The 16,367-nt window shown below is 73.0% G+C and carries 13 protein-coding genes; 4 read left to right on the forward strand and 9 right to left on the reverse strand.

Annotated elements, in window-relative coordinates; all coding sequences use genetic code 11:
- Positions 1 to 214 precede the first annotated feature (214 nt).
- The gene (locus ABD466_RS40475; RefSeq protein ID WP_344662609.1) at positions 215 to 1,117 is read right to left on the reverse strand and encodes a universal stress protein; all 903 of its coding nucleotides are present in this window, start codon (positions 1,115 to 1,117) and stop codon (positions 215 to 217) included.
- Positions 1,118 to 1,352: 235 nt separating this feature from the next.
- Here ABD466_RS40475 and ABD466_RS40480 point away from each other — a divergent pair, with 235 nt between their 5' ends.
- Complete coding sequence (locus ABD466_RS40480; protein WP_344662610.1) at positions 1,353 to 1,703, forward strand: hypothetical protein; 351 nt, start codon at positions 1,353 to 1,355, stop codon at positions 1,701 to 1,703.
- Between the two features lie 17 nt (positions 1,704 to 1,720).
- A complete protein-coding gene (locus ABD466_RS40485) occupies positions 1,721 to 1,978 on the forward strand; it encodes an SHOCT domain-containing protein (RefSeq protein WP_344662611.1) in 258 nt (85 codons plus the stop codon).
- Between the two features lie 261 nt (positions 1,979 to 2,239).
- Here ABD466_RS40485 and ABD466_RS40490 read toward each other — a convergent pair whose 3' ends face one another.
- The 4 genes from ABD466_RS40490 to ABD466_RS40505 all read right to left on the reverse strand — a co-directional run bounded on the left by ABD466_RS40490 (position 2,240) and on the right by ABD466_RS40505 (position 9,083).
- Positions 2,240 to 3,118: a universal stress protein gene (locus ABD466_RS40490; protein ID WP_344662612.1), complete on the reverse strand. Its 879-nt coding sequence runs from the start codon at positions 3,116 to 3,118 to the stop codon at positions 2,240 to 2,242.
- Positions 3,119 to 3,308: 190 nt separating this feature from the next.
- The gene (pflA, locus tag ABD466_RS40495; protein ID WP_344662613.1) at positions 3,309 to 4,061 is read right to left on the reverse strand and encodes a pyruvate formate-lyase-activating protein; all 753 of its coding nucleotides are present in this window, start codon (positions 4,059 to 4,061) and stop codon (positions 3,309 to 3,311) included.
- A complete protein-coding gene (pflB, locus tag ABD466_RS40500; protein WP_344662614.1) occupies positions 4,062 to 6,314 on the reverse strand; it encodes a formate C-acetyltransferase in 2,253 nt (750 codons plus the stop codon).
- Positions 6,315 to 6,383: 69 nt separating this feature from the next.
- Complete coding sequence (locus ABD466_RS40505; RefSeq protein WP_344662615.1) at positions 6,384 to 9,083, reverse strand: cation-translocating P-type ATPase; 2,700 nt, start codon at positions 9,081 to 9,083, stop codon at positions 6,384 to 6,386.
- A 255-nt stretch (positions 9,084 to 9,338) separates the two neighbouring features.
- On the opposite strand from ABD466_RS40505, the gene ABD466_RS40510 reads away from it, so the two are divergent.
- Positions 9,339 to 11,054 carry a sensor histidine kinase gene (locus tag ABD466_RS40510; RefSeq protein WP_344662616.1) on the forward strand — a complete coding sequence of 572 codons (1,716 nt, stop codon included), beginning with the start codon at positions 9,339 to 9,341 and terminating at the stop codon, positions 11,052 to 11,054.
- 18 nt (positions 11,055 to 11,072) lie between these two features.
- Here the strand turns inward: ABD466_RS40510 and ABD466_RS40515 are convergent, their stop codons facing one another.
- Both ABD466_RS40515 and ABD466_RS40520 read right to left on the reverse strand, forming a co-directional pair.
- Positions 11,073 to 11,732, reverse strand: coding sequence for a response regulator (locus ABD466_RS40515; RefSeq protein ID WP_344662617.1), 660 nt, complete (start codon positions 11,730 to 11,732; stop codon positions 11,073 to 11,075).
- Positions 11,733 to 11,759: 27 nt separating this feature from the next.
- Complete coding sequence (locus tag ABD466_RS40520) at positions 11,760 to 12,092, reverse strand: hypothetical protein (protein ID WP_344662618.1); 333 nt, start codon at positions 12,090 to 12,092, stop codon at positions 11,760 to 11,762.
- 212 nt (positions 12,093 to 12,304) lie between these two features.
- On the opposite strand from ABD466_RS40520, the gene mgtA reads away from it, so the two are divergent.
- The gene (gene mgtA, locus ABD466_RS40525) at positions 12,305 to 14,980 is read left to right on the forward strand and encodes a magnesium-translocating P-type ATPase (RefSeq protein WP_425558862.1); all 2,676 of its coding nucleotides are present in this window, start codon (positions 12,305 to 12,307) and stop codon (positions 14,978 to 14,980) included.
- 89 nt (positions 14,981 to 15,069) lie between these two features.
- On the opposite strand, the gene ABD466_RS40530 is transcribed toward mgtA, so the two are convergent.
- Entirely contained in the window at positions 15,070 to 15,339 is a 270-nt protein-coding gene (locus ABD466_RS40530; protein WP_344662619.1) for a hypothetical protein, read from the reverse strand.
- A 192-nt stretch (positions 15,340 to 15,531) separates the two neighbouring features.
- Positions 15,532 to 16,293, reverse strand: coding sequence for a sigma 54 modulation/S30EA ribosomal C-terminal domain-containing protein (locus tag ABD466_RS40535; RefSeq protein WP_344662620.1), 762 nt, complete (start codon positions 16,291 to 16,293; stop codon positions 15,532 to 15,534).
- Between the last annotated feature and the right edge of the window lie 74 nt (positions 16,294 to 16,367).

Consider the following 16,367-nt stretch of genomic DNA (forward strand, 5'->3'; position numbering starts at 1 on the left):
GCTCCCGGTCACGGTGCCGGCCCCGCCCAGGAAGGTCAGCGATCCGGTGGTGTCGGTGCTCATAAGCTCTCTCTCCTCGCCGGCCTGGTTGGTGACCGTCGTCGGCCACACCGTCATCGTCGGTCTCGGCGTCCGGGTCCGGCAGCGCCGCAGGACCCGGTCGACCAGGGACCTTCGGCCCGGTGGGGATACCGCCGGGTGTCCGGTGAGACGGTCAGCCTTCGGGCACCACCACGACCGGGCAGTGGGCGTAGTGCAGCAGGGTGTGGCCCAGGCCGCCCAGGCGGATCCCGGTGCTGCCGGTGTAGTGCAGGCCGCCGATGACGAGCAGGTCGGCCGTACGGCTGGACTCTACGAGTTTCTTGCTGGGCGGACCGGTGACGACCTGGGTTTCGACGATGGTGTCGGGGTGCTTCCTCCGCCAGGGCGCGATGAGGGAGTCCAGCCGGCGTCGGCGCTCGGCGTCCATCTCGTCGAGGGTCTCGCGGGGGTGGTGGCCGACGGCGACCGGATAGAAGGATCCGGGGTCCTCCCAGGCGTGTACGGCGCGCAGACCGTATCCGTGGAGGGCGGCTTCCTCGAAGGCGAACCCGAGGACCTCCGTCCCGGTGGTCGGAGCCAGGACGTCGATGCCGACGAGCACGCGTCCGCCGGCCTCCGCCGGCCGGGCTTCCCGCTCGCCACGGACGACGAGGACCGGGCAGCGGGCGTGGGCCACGGTGCTCAGGGCGGCCGAACCGAGCAGCATCCCGGCGAACCCGCCGCGCCCGCGGCCGCCTATGACCAGCAGGGCGGCGTCCTCGGCCAGGTCGGCCAGGGCGGGTCCGGGGTGGCCGCTCATCGCGTAGTCGTGGATCTCCAGGTCCGGGAACTCGGCGTGGGTCCGGGCCACGGCCCGGGAGAGCAGGGCGGTCGCGGCGTCGCGGACGGCGCCCTCGGGGGTGTCGCCGCCCGGCGTCACGCCGGCCACGACCGGCGGCAGCCAGTGGTAGGCGTGGGCGAGCCACAGCGGCGCCCCGCGCAGCCGGGCCTCGCGGGCGCCGGCCGTCACGGCTCGGGCGCTGTGCTCGAGGTCGTCGACGCCCACGACGACGGGGCGGGTCACGGTGGCGGTCACGGCGTCCTCCAGTGCCTCGGGAAATGCTCCGGTGCGGTCCACTGCGGTCCACTCCCAGCTTTCCCACGCCCGGGCCCGCGCGGACAGAGGCGAAGGACCCGGTGGCGGCGGGTCCCAGGACCGGCACGAAGCGGGAAGTGCGGCTCTGACGTGCGCGGTCGCCCTCCGGCGACGATGACGGTGACGGCCGGCCACGCCGGGCCGTCCGCAGCGGTTCGACCAGGAGGTGACCGAGATGACCCCGTTCCCCGAGCACGCACCGACGCCGGTCCGGCGTGTTCACGAGAGCCGCCCGCGGATCCGGCTGCACCGGCGGTTGAAGCCCACCGACCCGCGGAGCTGGAACCTGATGCTGGCCTCGGCCGGCACCCGGGTGCCGGTGCGGATGGTGCTCGACAGGCCGGAGCTGCTGAAGGCCGCGGTGGAGGACCTGGAGTGGCGCCTGGCGCTGGAGGAACTGCGCGCCCGGCGACCGCACCGCTGGCAGAAGTCCGAGACGGCCGCCTGGACGGCCGAGCGGGACCGGCTGGAGGAGGAGCGGCGGCGGATCGCCGAGATCGCCGCCGAAGCGGTCAGCACACTGTGAGGGCAGGTGGGACGACGATGATGTACGGGTACGGCCACGGAATGGGCGCCTGGGGCTGGTTCGCCATGGCCTCCGGGACGGTCCTGGTCTGGGCGTTGCTCGCGGTGGTCGCGGTGGTGCTCTACCGGCTGTGGACCGCCGACCGGCGCCGGACGCCGGTGCCGGCCGAGGACCGCGCCGCCGAGCGCGTCCTGGCCGAGCGCTTCGCGCGCGGGGAGATCGACGAGACCGAATACCGCTCGCGGTTGGAGGTGTTGCGGACCGGGCGGCGCTGAGGTGGAACCACGGAACAAGCACACTGCGCGGCAGGCCCGGCCTGCCGCGCAGTGTGCTGTCGTGGTCAGAGAAGAGAGCTGTCGGCGACCGCGGACGGCGGATCCGTATCCGGCCGAACCACCCCGGGAACCCAGCGGCCCGTGGCGGACGATTCCGCCACGGGCCGCTGGGCCATCTGGGCTATCTGAGCCGCCTGGGCCATCGCGACCCACCGCGATCCATCGCGACTCACCGCGTTCCACCAAGGATCGCCCCGCGGGTCAGCGATCGGGGACCACGGCCACCGGGCACGCGGCGTGGTGCAGCACCGTGTGCGCGATCGCCCCGACGCGCATCCCGTCCTCCCCGTCGTGCCGCGCCCGGGCGCCGATGACCACGAGGTCCACCAGCTGGGTGGACTCCACGAGGAGCTTGGTCGGCACCCCGGTCAGGACCTCGCTGGTCACGCTGACCTCCGGATACTTCTTCTGCCACGGGGCCAGGGCCTCGGCCAGGGCGTCGTGGCAGCGCTTGAGCGCCTCGGTCCGCTGCTCGGCGCGGAACGCCTGGCTGCCGTACGTGTACAGGATCGAGGGGTCCTCCCACGCGTGGAACGCGTAGAGGCCGGCGTTCCGGAGGGCGGCCTCCTCGAACGCGAAGCCCACGACCTCGGGCCCGGTGGCCGGGTCGTCGACGTCGACGCCGAGCATGACGCGCCCGGTGGCCTGCTCCGAGACGCCGCGCACGACCAGCACCGGGCAGTGCGCCCGGGCCAGCGTCCGCAGCGCCACGGACCCGAGCAGCTGCCCGGCCAGGCCGCCGCGCCCGCGGCCGCCCACCACCAGCAGCGAGGCGGTGTCCGCCAGCACGGCCAGCGCCGGCGCCGCCGGGCCGGTGACGACGGCGGTCTCGACGTGCAGGCCGCTGTGCCGGGCCCGGATCTCCGGCACCAGCGCCGTCAGCTGCGACGTCGCCAGGTCGCGCACGATCTCCTCGGGCGTGTAGTCCGGCGGCACACCCTGGGTCACCGGGGCGAAGCCGTGGTAGGCGTGGGCGAGCCACAGCGCGGAACCGCGCTGCTCCGCCTCGCGCGCCGCCACCGTGATCAGGTGTTCGCTGTGCTCGAAGTCGTCGATGCCGACGACCACCGGGCCGGTCATGGTCGTGTCCCTTCCGATCGGTGAATCAGTCCTCTTCCAGAGTCGTGGGTGGAGCGCGCCCTGATCAGGGCCCAAGGTCCCGCTTGTGAGGGGACCTGCGGCCCCATCCGCACCCGGCCGCGGTCGGCAGACCGTCAGCAGACCCGCCGGCGGACTGTCAGTAGACCGCCAGCGGACCGCTGGCAGACCGTCAGTAGACCCTCAGCCCCGCGGCGGCGAACCGGTGGCGGGCTTCGCCCACCTGCTCCGCCGTGGGCGTCGGCGTCTCGGCGAGCGGGAACGGGATGCCCAGCGCGCGGTACTTGCCGGCCCCGAGCTTGTGGAACGGCAGGACGTCCACCCGCTCGACGTTGCCCAGCGAGGCGGCGAAGCGCGCGACGCCGGAGACGTTCGCCGCCCCGTCGGTCAGGCCCGGCACCAGGACGAAGCGCAGGTGCACCGGGACGCCCCGCTCGGCCAGCCGGCGGGCGAAGACCAGCGTGGGGTGCAGCTCGGCACCGGTCAGCCGCCGGTACAGCGACCGGTCCCAGGACTTCACGTCCAGCAGCACCAGGCTGGTCGCGTCCAGGAGAGCGTCGTCGGCGCGGGCCCCGAGGTGTCCGGAGGTGTCCAGAGCGGTGTGCAGACCCAGGTCCCGGAAGCCCCGCAGGAGCGCGGACGTGAAACGCGGCTGCAGGAGCGGTTCGCCGCCGCTGACCGTCGCGCCGCCGCCGGAGGCCCTGATGAAGGGCGTGAACCGGCTCGCCCGGGCCACCAGGTCCGCCGCACTGGTCAGCGCGCCGTCCCGCATCCGCCAGGTCTCGGGGTTCTGGCAGTACAGGCACCGCAGCGGGCAGCCGGCGGTGAACACCACGAACCGGGTGCCCGGGCCGTCGACGCCGGTGCTCAGATCCCAGCTGTTCACCGCCCCCGCCACCGTCTCCCGCTCCGCCGCGGCAGCCATTCAGGCCTTCTCGTGGAACGTGCGGCTGATCACGTCGAGCTGCTGCTCGCGGGTCAGCCGGACGAAGTTCACGGCGTACCCGGAGACGCGGATCGTCAGCTGTGGGTGGTTCTCAGGGTGCGCCATCGCGTCCTCCAGCGTGGCCCGGTCCAGGACGTTGACGTTCATGTGGAAGCCGCCGCAGGCGGTGTAGCCGTCGAGGATCCCGGCCAGGTTCGCCGCCCGCTCGCCCGGCGCCCGGCCCAGCGCCGAGGGCACGATCGTCGCGGTCAGCGAGATGCCGTCGAGCGCCTGGTCGTAGGGGAGCTTGGCCACCGAGAGCGCGGCCGCCACCAGGCCGTGGGAGTCACGGCCGTTCATCGGGTTCGCGCCGGGCGAGAACGGGGTGCCGGCCCGGCGCCCGTCGGGGGTGTTGCCGGTCTTGTGGCCGTAGACGATGTTCGAGGTGATGGTCAGGACCGACTGGGTGTGGCGCGCGCCGCGGTAGGTCGGGTGCTTCCGGACCTTGGCCATGAACCGCTCGACCAGATCGACGGCGATCGCGTCGGCCCGGTCGTCGTCGTTGCCGTAGGCCGGGAAGGCGCCCTGGACCTCGAAGTCGGTGGCCAGGCCGGTGGCGTCGCGCAGCACCCGAACCCGCGCGTGCTTCACGGCCGACAGGGAGTCCGCGGCCACCGCGAGCCCGGCGATCCCGCAGCCCATGAGGCGCTCGACGTCGCTGTCGTGCAGCGCCATCTCGATGCGCTCGTAGGCGTACTTGTCGTGCATGTAGTGGATGACGTTGAGGGCGTGGACGTAGGTCTCGGCCAGCCAGTCGAGGACCCGGTCGAACGCGGCGTCGAGTTCGGCGGGGTCCAGGTACTCGCCCGCGAGCGGCTCGAACCCCGGGGCCACCAGCTCGCCGGTCATCTCGTCCCGGCCGCCGTTGATCGCGTACAGCAGGGCCTTGGCCAGGTTCACGCGGGCGCCGAAGAACTGCATCTGCTCGCCGACGGCCATCGCGGACACGCAGCAGGCGATCGCGGTGTCGTCGCCGAACCGCGGACGCATCAGGTCGTCGGACTCGTACTGGATCGAGCTAGTGTCGATCGAGACCCGCGCGCAGAACTCCTTGAACGCGCGCGGCAGCGCCGCCGACCACAGCACCGTCAGGTTCGGCTCGGGCGCCGGGCCCAGGTTGTACAGGGTCTGCAGGAACCGGAAGCTGGTGCGGGTCACCAGCGGGCGCCCGTCGCGGCCGACGCCGCCGATCGCCTCGGTGACCCAGGTCGGATCGCCGGAGAACAGCTCGTCGTACTCCGGGGTGCGCAGGAAGCGGACGATCCGCAGCTTGATGACGAAGTCGTCGACGATCTCCTGCGCCTGCTCCTCGGTGAGCGTCCCGGCCGCGAGGTCGCGGGCGAAGTAGACGTCGAGGAAGGTGGAGACGCGGCCCAGCGACATCGCCGCGCCGTTCTGCTCCTTCACCGCGGCCAGGTAGGCGAAGTACAGCCACTGGACCGCTTCGCGCGCGTCCCGGGCCGGGCCGGAGACGTCGAACCCGTAGCCGGCGGCCATCTCCTTGAGCTCGTGCAGGGCCCTGATCTGCTCGGCCAGCTCCTCGCGGTCCCGGATGACGTCCTCGGTGGCCCAGCGCCCGTCCAGCGCGGCCCGGTCGGCGTGCTTGGCCTCGATGAGCCGGTCGACCCCGTACAGCGCGACCCGCCGGTAGTCGCCGATGATCCGGCCCCGGCCGTAGGAGTCGGGCAGCCCGGTGATGATCCCGGCGCGCCGGGCGGCGCGGATGGCGGGGGTGTAGGCGTCGAAGACGCCGTCGTTGTGGGTCTTGCGGTACTTCGTGAAGATCTCCGCGATCCTCGGGTCCGGCTCGCGGCCGTAGGCGGCCAGGCTCGCCGCCACCATCCGCCAGCCGCCGTTCGGCATGATCGCGCGCTTGAGCGGCGCGTCGGTCTGCAGGCCGACGATGATCTCGTGGTCGCGGTCGAGGTACCCGGGAGCGTGGGCGGTGATCGACGCCGGGGTGGAGACGTCGATGTCGTACACGCCGCGTTCGCGCTCCACCACGAACATCTTCCGCAGGTCCGCCCACAGCGCCGTCGTGCGCGGCGTCGGGCCCGCGAGGAAGCCGGCGTCGCCGGTGTAGGGCGTGTAGTTGCTCTGGATGAAGTCGCGGACGTCGATGTCCGTGCGCCAAGCGCCGGGGGCGAAGCCCTCCCAGGCTCGCGTCCGGGTCTCGACTGCTGTGGCGGTCATGGCCTGTTCCTCCTCGCCGACGGTGTCCCTCACCGCCGGCTCCAGCGTCGCGCGCTGGTCCGTGCTGGACTAGACCACTTGGTCCCGGCGGCGGCGGGTCGAAAGACCCTGGTTTCCGGGCGGGCCCGGGGCGGGACGCAGGCGGCGGTCGGCGGCCATGGCGGCGAACCCGAGCGTCGAGACGGCCGTGACGGTCACCAGCTCCATCGCGGACAGCGGCGTCGTGGACAGCAGGTTCCGTAGCACCGGGACATACAGGGCGGCGACCTGCAGGCCGAGTGCGGCGGCGACGGCGACCGGCAGCAGGGGATTGGCCCGGCCGCCCGTCCGGGCGCGGGAGGCGATCGCGACTCCCAGTTGTGCCGTGCCGAGGGCGAAGAACGCCATGCTCTGCCAGGGGCGCCCCGTGTGGTGGCCCCACACCGCGACGCCGAGCGTGACGGCCGACAGCACCAGGCTGACGCGCACGACCCGCTGCCAGAGCCCGGCGCCCAGGATGCTCTGAGCCGGCGGCCTGGGCGGGCGCTCCATGGCTCCGGGCTCCGGAGGCTCGCCGCCGAGGGCCACGCCGGGCAGGCCGTGGGTCAGCAGGTTGATCCACAGGATCTGCGCCGGCAGGAGCAGCAGCGGGAAGCCCAGCGCCGGGCCGAGCAGCATGACGATGATCTCGGCGGCGCCGCCGGCCAGGGCGTAGGCGAGGAACCGGCGGATGTTCGCGAACACCCGGCGCCCCTCCTCGACGGCGGCGACCACGGTGTCCAGGTCGTCGTCGGCCAGCACCAGGTCCGCGGCCTGGCGCGCGACCTCGGTGCCGCGGCCGCCCATGGCCACGCCGATGTCGGCGGCGCGCAGCGCCGGACCGTCGTTGACGCCGTCGCCGGTCATCGCGACCACGTCGCCCCGGCTCCGCAGGGCCTTGACGATCGTGAGCTTGTCGGCGGGGGTGGCGCGCGCGAACACCGAGCCCGTCGCCGCCTGCTCCTCGGTGAGCCCCTCCCGGCAGTCGACGACCGGGGCCGTCGCGGCGTCGGGGGTGAGGATGCCGACCTCGGCGGCGACGGCCCGGGCGGTGCCGGGGTGGTCGCCGGTGATCAGGACCGGGCGGATGCCGGCCCGGCGGCAGGCCGCGACGGTCGCGGCCGCGGCCGGGCGGGGCGGGTCGGCGAGGCCGATCAGGCCCAGGAGGCGCAGATGGCGTTCGTCGTGGTCGGCGGCGTCGGCGTCGGCGTGGGTGTCGGTGTCGGCGTTCGCGCTCGGGCCGGAGCCCGGGTGCGCGCCCTCGTCCGCCTCCACGGTGGGTCGGGAGCGTGCCTCCACGCCGGCCACCGCCAGCACGCGGAGTCCGTCGCGGGCCCACTGCTCGGCCTGCTCGGCGGCTCGGTGGAGCAGCACGGGGTCGGCGTCCACGATGCGGCGGGTCAGCACGATCTCCGGGGCGCCTTTGCAGATGACGCGTACCGTGCCGTCGTCGTTCCGGTGGACGGTGGTCATGCGTTTGCGGTCGCTGTCGAAGGGGTGCTCGGCGATCCGCGGCGTGCGGGAGCGCAGGACGTCGCGGTCCAGACCGGCCGCCGCGGCGGTGGAGAGCAGCGCCGTTTCGGTCGGATCGCCCAGCGCCGTCTCCTCCGTGCCTTCGTCTCCGTGCCGCAGGGTGGCGTCGTTGCACAGCACCGCCGCGGTCAGCAGCGCCGCCAGCGCCGGGCTCGGGCCGGCGCCGGCGGTCTCCGTTCCGCCCTCTGTTCCGCCCTCTGTTCTGCCTTCTATTTCGCCTTCTGTTCCGCCCTCCGGGGTCCACAGCCGCCGGACCGCCATCCGGCCCTCGGTCAGGGTCCCGGTCTTGTCCGTGGCCAGCACCGTCACCGACCCCAGCGTCTCCACCGCCGGGAGCCGGCGCACCAGGGCCTCGCGCCCGGCCATCCGCCGCGCGCCCAGCGCCAGGGCCAGCGTGACCACCGCGGGCAGCGACTCCGGCACCGCGGCCACCACCAGGCTGATCGCCGCGACCACCATCAGCTCGGCGCTCTGGCCGCGGGCCAGGCCCAGGGCCAGCACGACCGCGCTCAGGACGATCGCCGCGGCGGCCAGGAGCTTGCCGACGTCGGCGAGCCGGCGTTGCAGCGGGGTCAGGGCGCTGACGGGGGCCAGCATCGCCGCGATGCGTCCGGTCGCGGCGTCCGCGCCGGTCGCCGTGACCACCGCGCGACCGCGGCCCTTGACCACGACCGTCCCGGCCGACAGCGCCGCGTCGCGGGCCGGCGCCTTGTCCACGGGCACGGACTCGCCGGTCAGCGCCGACTCGTCCACCAGCAGCCCGGCCGCCTCCGTCAGGTCGGCGTCGGCCGGGACGACGTCGCCCTCGCCGAGCACCACCAGGTCGCCGACGACGAGCCCGGCGGCGGGCAGCGAGCGCTCGACGCCGTCGCGCACCACCCTTGCGGCGGGCGCGGCCAGGGCGCCCAGCGCGGCGACGGCGCGGTCGGCGCGGACCTCCTGGGCCACCCCGACGGTGGTGTTGATGACGATCACCAGCAGGATCACGCCCATGTCCGGCCAGTCGCCGGTGCCGGCCGTCAGCGCGGCGGCGACCAGCAGGACCAGGATCAGCGGGTCGCGCAGCTGGCTGCCGACGCGCCGCCACAGCGGCAGCGGCGGCGCGGGCGGCACCGTGTTGGGCCCGTCCCGCTCCCACCGGGCGGCGGCCTGCTCCGTGGACAGGCCCGGCGCGGAGGGCCCCGGCCGGGTGGTCGCGTCGAAGGTGCTGCGACCCATGGGGTCCTCCCGGCGGCTGGCGTCTGTACCGGTCCGGATCCGGACCTGGTTCCGAGTCTCCGCCGTCGCCCGGCTGGCGGGCAGGGCCGTAGGTCCCGGCGGGCGATGGGCTGTCCGGCCCGGCCCCGTGCGGCGGGGGCGTCGGGTGTCGCGCGGCCGCGCCGTGTCAGGGCATCCCCGGCGGGCTAAGGTATGCATGAGATGACGGGCCGATGTGGGCCATCAGCCCGCGAATCGTCCGAAAGGCGGCCTGGGATGGCGGACCGGGGTCCGGGCGAGCCGAGGAGCCAACTGCTCCCGCAGCTGCGGATCGACGAGCTGCTCGACGAGCTGATCTCGCGCGTGACGCAGATCCGGGCCACCCGGGACCGGGTCCAGCAGTTGCTGCAGGGGGTGCTGGCGGTCTCCGGCGGCCTGGAGCTGGACCAGGTGCTCAGCACCATCATCGCCACCGCGACCGAGCTGGTGGACGCGCAGTACGGGGCCCTGGGCGTCATCGACAGCACGGGGGAGCGGCTGGAGCGGTTCGTGACCGTCGGCCTGAGCCAGGCCGAGATCGACGCGATCGGGCCCTTCCCGACGGGGATGGGCCTGCTCGGGCAGCTCATCCGGCACCCGGTGCCGCTGCGGCTGAGTGACATCTCCGCGCACGAGGCGTCCTTCGGGTTCCCCGACCACCACCCCCCGATGCGGACTTTCCTCGGTGTGCCGATCCGGGTCCGGGACGCGGTCTACGGCAACCTCTATCTGACCGAGAAGCGCGGCGGGGGCGTCTTCGACGCCGACGACGAGACGCTGCTGACCACCCTGGCGGCCGCGGCCGGGGTGGCGATCGACAACGCCCGCCTGTACGACGACGCGAAGCGGCGCCAGCGGCGGATGGAGGCGACCGCCGAGCTGACCCGCGGCCTGCTCTCCGGCGCCGACACCCGCGACGTGCTGGCCGTGCTCGTCGAGCGGTTGCGCGAGCTCTCCGGTGCGGACCTGGTGGTGGTCTCGCTTCCGGACGCCGCGGCCGGGCAGCTGGTGGCCGAGGTCGCCTCGGGAACCGGCGCCGAGCGGATCCGCGGCGTGGCCTCGCCGATCGAGGGATCCGAGGTCGGCGAGGCGTTCACCAGCGGCGTGGGCCGCGCGCTGGCCGACGGCGAGTGGGACGACCGGCCGGTGTGGAAGGAGCTCGGCCTCGGCCCGGCCTACATCGCGCCGCTGGGCGGCGCCGGGCGGGCCCGCGGCGTGCTGGTGGCGGGCAAGCGGTACGGGGCGCTGCCGTTCGACGCCGGGGCGGTGCGGATGCTGACCGAGGTCGGCGGCCAGGCGGCGGTGGCGCTGGAGCTGGCCGCCCGCCGGGCCGACGCCGACCTGCTGGCCCTGTTCGCCGACCGGGACCGGATCGGCCGCGACCTGCACGATCTGGCGATCCAGCGGCTGTTCGCGGCCGGTATGACCCTGCAGTCGGTCCTGAAGATCACCGAAAAGCAGGCGGTGCGGGACCGGGTCGGCAAGGCCGTGGCCGACCTGGACGACACCATCAAGGTGATCCGCTCGACCATCTTCGCCTTGTCCGAGCACGGCTCCCCCGAGACGGCGCCCGGCCTGCGGTCCCAGGTCCTGGAGGTGTGCCAGGACGCCACCGCGGCCCTGGGCTTCGCCCCGTCGGTGCGCTTCACCGGCCCGGTGGACTACGAGGTGCCGGAGGAGGCGGTCGAACACGCGCTGGCGGTGGTGCGCGAGGCGTTGTCGAACGTCGCGCGGCACGCCGGGGCCACCCGCGCCGAGGTCGACCTGGAGACGGTCGAGGGCTCCCTGGAGCTGCGCGTCGCCGACGACGGCGTCGGACTGCCGGAGGGCGGGCGTCGCAGCGGCCTGAACAACCTGGCCGACCGCGCCGCCGGACTCGGGGGCGATTTCACGGTCGGCCCCGGGGAGCGCGGGGGGACGGTGCTGGTGTGGCGGGTGCCGCTGGAGCGGTGAGGGCGGTACCCCTCCCGCTCAGCGGTGCCGGGCCTGCCCGGACTTGATCTCCGAGACCATCACGGCGGCCTGGACCCGCCGCGTCAGCCCGAGTTTGGCCAGCAGCGCGGAGACGTAGTTCTTCACCGTCTTCTCGGCCAGGAACAGGCGGTCGGCGATCTGGCGGTTGGTCAGGCCCTCACCGATCAGATCCAGGACCTTGTGCTCCTGGACGGTCAGCTGGGCCAGCGGGTCCTTCTGCTGGTCGGCGGCGCGGAGCTTGGCCATCACCTTGGTGGCCAGGCGCGGGTCGAGCAGCGATTCTCCGGAGCCGACGGTGCGGACGGCGGAGACCAGGTCCGGGCCGAGGGTCTGCTTGAGCAGGTAGCCGGAGGCGCCGGCCATGATGGCGTCGAACAGGGCCTCCTCGTCGGCGAAGGAGGTGAGCATCAGGCAGTTCAGATCCGGCAGTTTGCTGCGCAGCTCCCGGCACACGGTGACGCCGTCGCCGTCGGGCAGGCGGACGTCCAGCACCGCCACCCGCGGGCGCAGCGCCGGGACCCGGGCCAGGGCCTCGGCGGCTGTCGCCGCCTCGCCGACCACCTCGAAGTCCGGTTCGTCTTCGAGCATGTCCTTCAGTCCCCGCCGCACCACCTGGTGGTCGTCCAGCAGGAACACACCGATCTTCTCGCTGTCCACCCCTTCAGCCTAGAACCGCGGCCTCCCTCATTCACGCCACAAGAACACCACGTTCGTGTACGAGGCGAGCCGGAGGTAGGGCTCCAGCGCGGACCGGACCGAGCCCCGCACGTCCGCCCGAACGGCCGGATCCAGGGTGCGGACCGTGCTGACGTAGACGGTGGCGACGCCGTTGCGCTCGACCACGGCGATCCGCGGCCGGTCGGTCTCCCAGTTCGCGGCCAGACCGCGCTGGACGGCCAGGATGACGTCACGGTGGGCGTCCTGGATGTGCTCGGGGCGCAGACCGCGCTCCGTGCGATGCGCGACCACGGGGTCGGGGGGACGGTGCGGCGCCTGGTCCTGAATGGAGGTGATCATGGTCCGTCGCTTTCGGGAGGCTTGCGGGAGGTGCTGTTCTCACCTCCAGAGTCCCGCCACGTTTTGTCCCTATTCAGAGTCTTTACGCCCGATTGATCCGGGCCGAACGGCCCGAGACCGGCGCCGGCTCCGGGCCTTTGGACTCTGTCACCGCGATCGTGGACGCGATGCGATGGGAGAGTCGGTGTCGGTGAGCGGATGAGGAGACGAGAATGGCGACCATGACGGAGACGGCCGCCTCGCCAGGTCCTCCGCCGGCGGAAGCACCGACGGACATCGTCTCGGCGGCGTCCCGTTCCGAGGCCGACCTGCTGGCCGCCCTCGCCGTCGACCCCGCGACCGGCCTGTCGGACGACGAGGCCGCCCGGCGCCTGGAGCGCCACGGTCCCAACGCCGTCTCCTCGCACCACGCCCGGCCGTTCACCGTCCTGTGGCACCAGCTGCGCTCGCCTCTGCTCGGTCTGCTGATGGCCGCGGCGCTCGCCTCCTTCTTCGTCGGCGAGCGCGGCGACGCCGTCATCATCGGGGTCATCGTCGTGCTGTCGGTGGGGCTCGGGTTCGTGAACGAGTACCGGGCGGAGAAGGCGGCCGAGGCGCTGCACTCGCAGATCCACCACCAGGCCGTCGTCACCCGCGGCGGCCGCCGGATCCCGGTGGACGTCACCACCCTCGTCCCCGGCGACCTGGTCGAGCTCCGGCTGGGCGACATCGTGCCGGCCGACGTCCGCCTGCTCGGGGTCACCGGGCTGGCCTGCGACGAGTCCGTGCTGACCGGGGAGTCGATGCCGGTCGACAAGCGGGTCGCCGCGACCCCGGCCAGGACCCCCCTGGCCGAACTGGCCGGGTGCGCGCTGATGGGCACGGTGGTCCACGCCGGCAGCGGGTCCGGCGTCGTGGTCGCGACCGGCGCCCGGACCGAGTTCGGCACGATCGCCGCCGGCCTGGACACCCATCCGCTGGACACCGAGTTCCAGATCGGCCTGCGGAAGTTCTCGATGCTGCTGGTCTGGGTCGCCGGGACGCTGACCACCTCGATCTTCGTGATGAACGTGCTGCTCCACAAGCCGGTCATCGACGCGCTGCTGTTCTCCCTGGCGATCGCCGTGGGCATCACCCCCCAGCTGCTGCCCGCCGTGGTGTCGACGAGCCTGGCCGCCGGTTCACGGCGGATGACGCGGCGCAAGGTCCTGGTCAAGCGTCTGGTGTGCATCGAGGACCTCGGCGACGTCGACACCCTCTTCACCGACAAGACCGGCACCCTCACCCTGGGCCGCATCGACTTCGCCCGCGCCGTCCCGGCCGACGGCCACGACCGCGACGACGTCATGCGATGGGGCCTGCTGTGCACCGAGAACGCGACGGACGGCGGGCCGGCGGTCGGGGGGAACCCGCTCGACCAGGCGCTGTGGCGGTCCGCGGCGGTCGTGTCCGTGCTGGAGGGGCTCCGCGGCCTGGACCGGATCGGCACCCTGCCCTTCGATCACGAGCGCCGCCTGGTGTCGGTCCTGACCCGCGACGCGGCCGGAACGCTGGCGCTGGTCGTCAAGGGCGAGCCCGAACGCGTTCTGGACCGGTGCCGGAACGTGCCGCCGCAGGCCCGCGTCGCGCTGGACGCGGAGTTCGCCGCCGGCAACCGGGTGGTCGCCGTCGCCGTCCGTCCGGCCGAGGAGGCGCGGACTCCGCGTCCGGAGGACGAGGCCGGGCTCACCCTGGTCGGGCTTCTGGTGTTCCACGACCCGCCCAAGCCGGACGCGGCCGAGTCGCTGCGGCGGCTGGCCGGCCTCGGGATCGCCGTGAAGGTGGTCACCGGCGACAACCCGGTCGTGGCGGCGAAGGTGTGCCGGGATCTGGGACTGGGGGACGGCGGCGGCGGCGACGGTGTCGCCGTGCTGACCGGCGCCGACCTCGACGACCTCGACGACGACGCCCTGGCCGCCGCTCTGCCGCGGACCGTGGTGTTCGCCCGCGTCACCCCGGAGCACAAGGCGCGCATCGTCCGGGTCCGGCGCCGGGCCGGCGGAGGGGTCGCGTTCCTCGGCGACGGCGTCAACGACGCGCTGGCCCTGCACGCCGCCGACGTCGGCATCTCCGTCGACTCGGCCACCGACGTCGCCAAGGACGCCGCCGATGTGATCCTCCTGGAGAAGGACCTCGGCGTCCTCGCCGACGGCGTCGCGGAGGGCCGCCGCATCTTCGCCAACACGATCAAGTACGTGCTGATGGGCACCTCGAGCAACTTCGGGAACATGTTCTCGGCGGCCGGCGCGTCCCTGTTCCTGTCCTTCCTGCCGATGCTGCCGTCGCAGATCCTGCTCAACAACCTGCTTTACGACACCAGCCAGCTGGCCATCCCCACCGACAACGTCGACGAGGAGCAACTGCGCCGGCCCTCGCACTGGGACATCGGCTTCATCCGCCGCTTCATGCTCGCCTTCGGCCCCCTGAGCTCCCTGTTCGACTTCCTGACCTTCGCCGTCATGCTGGGGGTCTTCCACGCCGGCCCCGAACTCTTCCGCTCCGGCTGGTTCGTCGAGTCACTGGCCACCCAGACCCTGGTCATCTTCGCCATCCGCACCCGCCGCGTCCCGTTCTTCCACAGCCGCGCCAGCAGGCCCCTGATCCTGTCCGTGCTGGGCGTGGTGGTGGTCGGCACCGCTCTACCGGGCTCACCGCTCGGTCCGGTCCTCGGCTTCGAGGCACTGCCCGTGGGGTTCTTCGCCGTGCTGGTCGTGATGATCGTGGGCTACCTGGTGCTCATCGAGATGGGCAAAAGGATCTTCTACGGACTCGAGACCGCACCGCCGCATCGCCGTCGGCGGGACCTGGTGACGCGGCATGTGCGGCGTCGGGTTGCTTGGTTCAGTGCGCGGAAGGTTCGTAGGGCTTAGAAGGCCGAGGCGCCGCCTCCTCGGGGGTGACTCCTTCGGGGCGGCAGCCGCGGTCGGCAGTCAGATCACGCTGACCGGCCGGTAGCGGATCAGGTGGCGGTGCGGGCCTTCGCCGCCGCAGTGATCTTCTGGTCGGCTGCTTGGCGGTTCGGCTGTTGGCCCCACCACTTGTGGGCGTACAGCTTGCTGACGATCGCGGCCCGTTTCGTGCGGGCCATGTGCAGTTCCGCATCCTGCTGGGCAGCCAGGCCCGGATCTGAGGGCACAGCCCGTTCGGCGATGTCTGCACAGAGTCTGTCGGCGGCCCAGAACGCGAGCTTGAGCTCGATCAGGTCGTCGGGAAGGTCTTCGTCGGCCACAGCCGATCATGCTACGTGCTTTGTGCATCCATGCCGCCACCTGCAACATTACAACTTCATAGCGAGGAGGACCCTCGCGCCCAACCCGGAAAGACCGACGCGCGCGGACTACAACCAGGCAAGCGATTCGCCCTGTGTCGTCCAAGACGACACAGGGCGAAGGCTTGTCGGCTTCCCGCAGCTTGCGCGGCGTCAGGCGGAGGTCGTGGGTGTGATCAGCCCATAGTCGCCGTCGAACCGCCGATACAGGACGTTGCCACGCCCGGTCGTCCGATCGGCGTAGAACACGAACGGCGCACCGCCCGCGTCCAGCCGCTCCCGCGCCTCAGCGAGGCTCAGCTCCGGCGCCGGTGGCACATCGGACGCCTCGTCGCCCTCCATCCTGGCCAGCTGATGACCGCCGTCCTCGGTCCGGTAGACCACGCTCTCGCGGCCCGTAGCCGAGTCGGTGAACAGGTGGAAGTCGTAGTCCATCAGCTCCATTTCGAACGCCGCGTCGTCCGGCGTCGTGCTCGTCCCCGAGTAGGTCTTGTGCCGTACCACCTCGCGGTCTTCCGACGGCCGGGCGGAACGGTGGTCGGTGCCGCCCTTGGCGGCCCGGTCGCGCAGGCCGCCGCCGTGGTGGACGCCCCGGCCCTCGACGGCGTGGTGCAGTCCCGTCTGCAGCCGGGCTATGAGCAGGTCGATGGCCTCGCGCATGCCCTCGGCCGCCACCTGGGCCCGCACGGGGCGGCCGTTCACCTCCACGTTCACCTGGGCCAGCGCCGGGCGGCGCCCGGGCGGGTTGGTGCCGCGGGTCAGCTTCAGGCGGGCGAACAGGATCGGGACGCGGAACTTGGCCGTGAGCGCGGCGACCTTGGTCCGGGCGTACTCGCCGTCCGCGGCCGAGACGTCGCCCCGCAGAACGAGGTGGATCTGGACCGGCTCCGTATCGACCGTTGTGTGGATCACCATGTACTCCTTGCCGGCGGGTTGTTTGGATATCTCCACCGTTTCAAGCGACGGCACGCCGCCCCAGGGCCATGCGG

This window comes from Catenulispora subtropica, from assembly GCF_039531675.1.
Lineage (GTDB): Bacteria > Actinomycetota > Actinomycetes > Streptomycetales > Catenulisporaceae > Catenulispora > Catenulispora subtropica.

Excerpts from the sequence above, each read along its gene's own strand:
- ABD466_RS40490 (WP_344662612.1), bottom strand. The coding sequence starts at position 3,118 with ATGACCGGCCCGGTGGTCGTCGGCATCGACGACTTCGAGCACAGCGAA.
- ABD466_RS40480 (WP_344662610.1), top strand. The coding sequence starts at position 1,353 with ATGACCCCGTTCCCCGAGCACGCACCGACGCCGGTCCGGCGTGTTCAC.
- pflA (WP_344662613.1), bottom strand. The coding sequence starts at position 4,061 with ATGGCTGCCGCGGCGGAGCGGGAGACGGTGGCGGGGGCGGTGAACAGC.
- pflB (WP_344662614.1), bottom strand. The coding sequence starts at position 6,314 with ATGACCGCCACAGCAGTCGAGACCCGGACGCGAGCCTGGGAGGGCTTC.
- ABD466_RS40510 (WP_344662616.1), top strand. The coding sequence starts at position 9,339 with ATGGCGGACCGGGGTCCGGGCGAGCCGAGGAGCCAACTGCTCCCGCAG.
- mgtA (WP_425558862.1), top strand. The coding sequence starts at position 12,305 with ATGGCGACCATGACGGAGACGGCCGCCTCGCCAGGTCCTCCGCCGGCG.
- ABD466_RS40535 (WP_344662620.1), bottom strand. The coding sequence starts at position 16,293 with ATGGTGATCCACACAACGGTCGATACGGAGCCGGTCCAGATCCACCTC.
- ABD466_RS40505 (WP_344662615.1), bottom strand. The coding sequence starts at position 9,083 with ATGGGTCGCAGCACCTTCGACGCGACCACCCGGCCGGGGCCCTCCGCG.
- ABD466_RS40485 (WP_344662611.1), top strand. The coding sequence starts at position 1,721 with ATGATGTACGGGTACGGCCACGGAATGGGCGCCTGGGGCTGGTTCGCC.
- ABD466_RS40520 (WP_344662618.1), bottom strand. The coding sequence starts at position 12,092 with ATGATCACCTCCATTCAGGACCAGGCGCCGCACCGTCCCCCCGACCCC.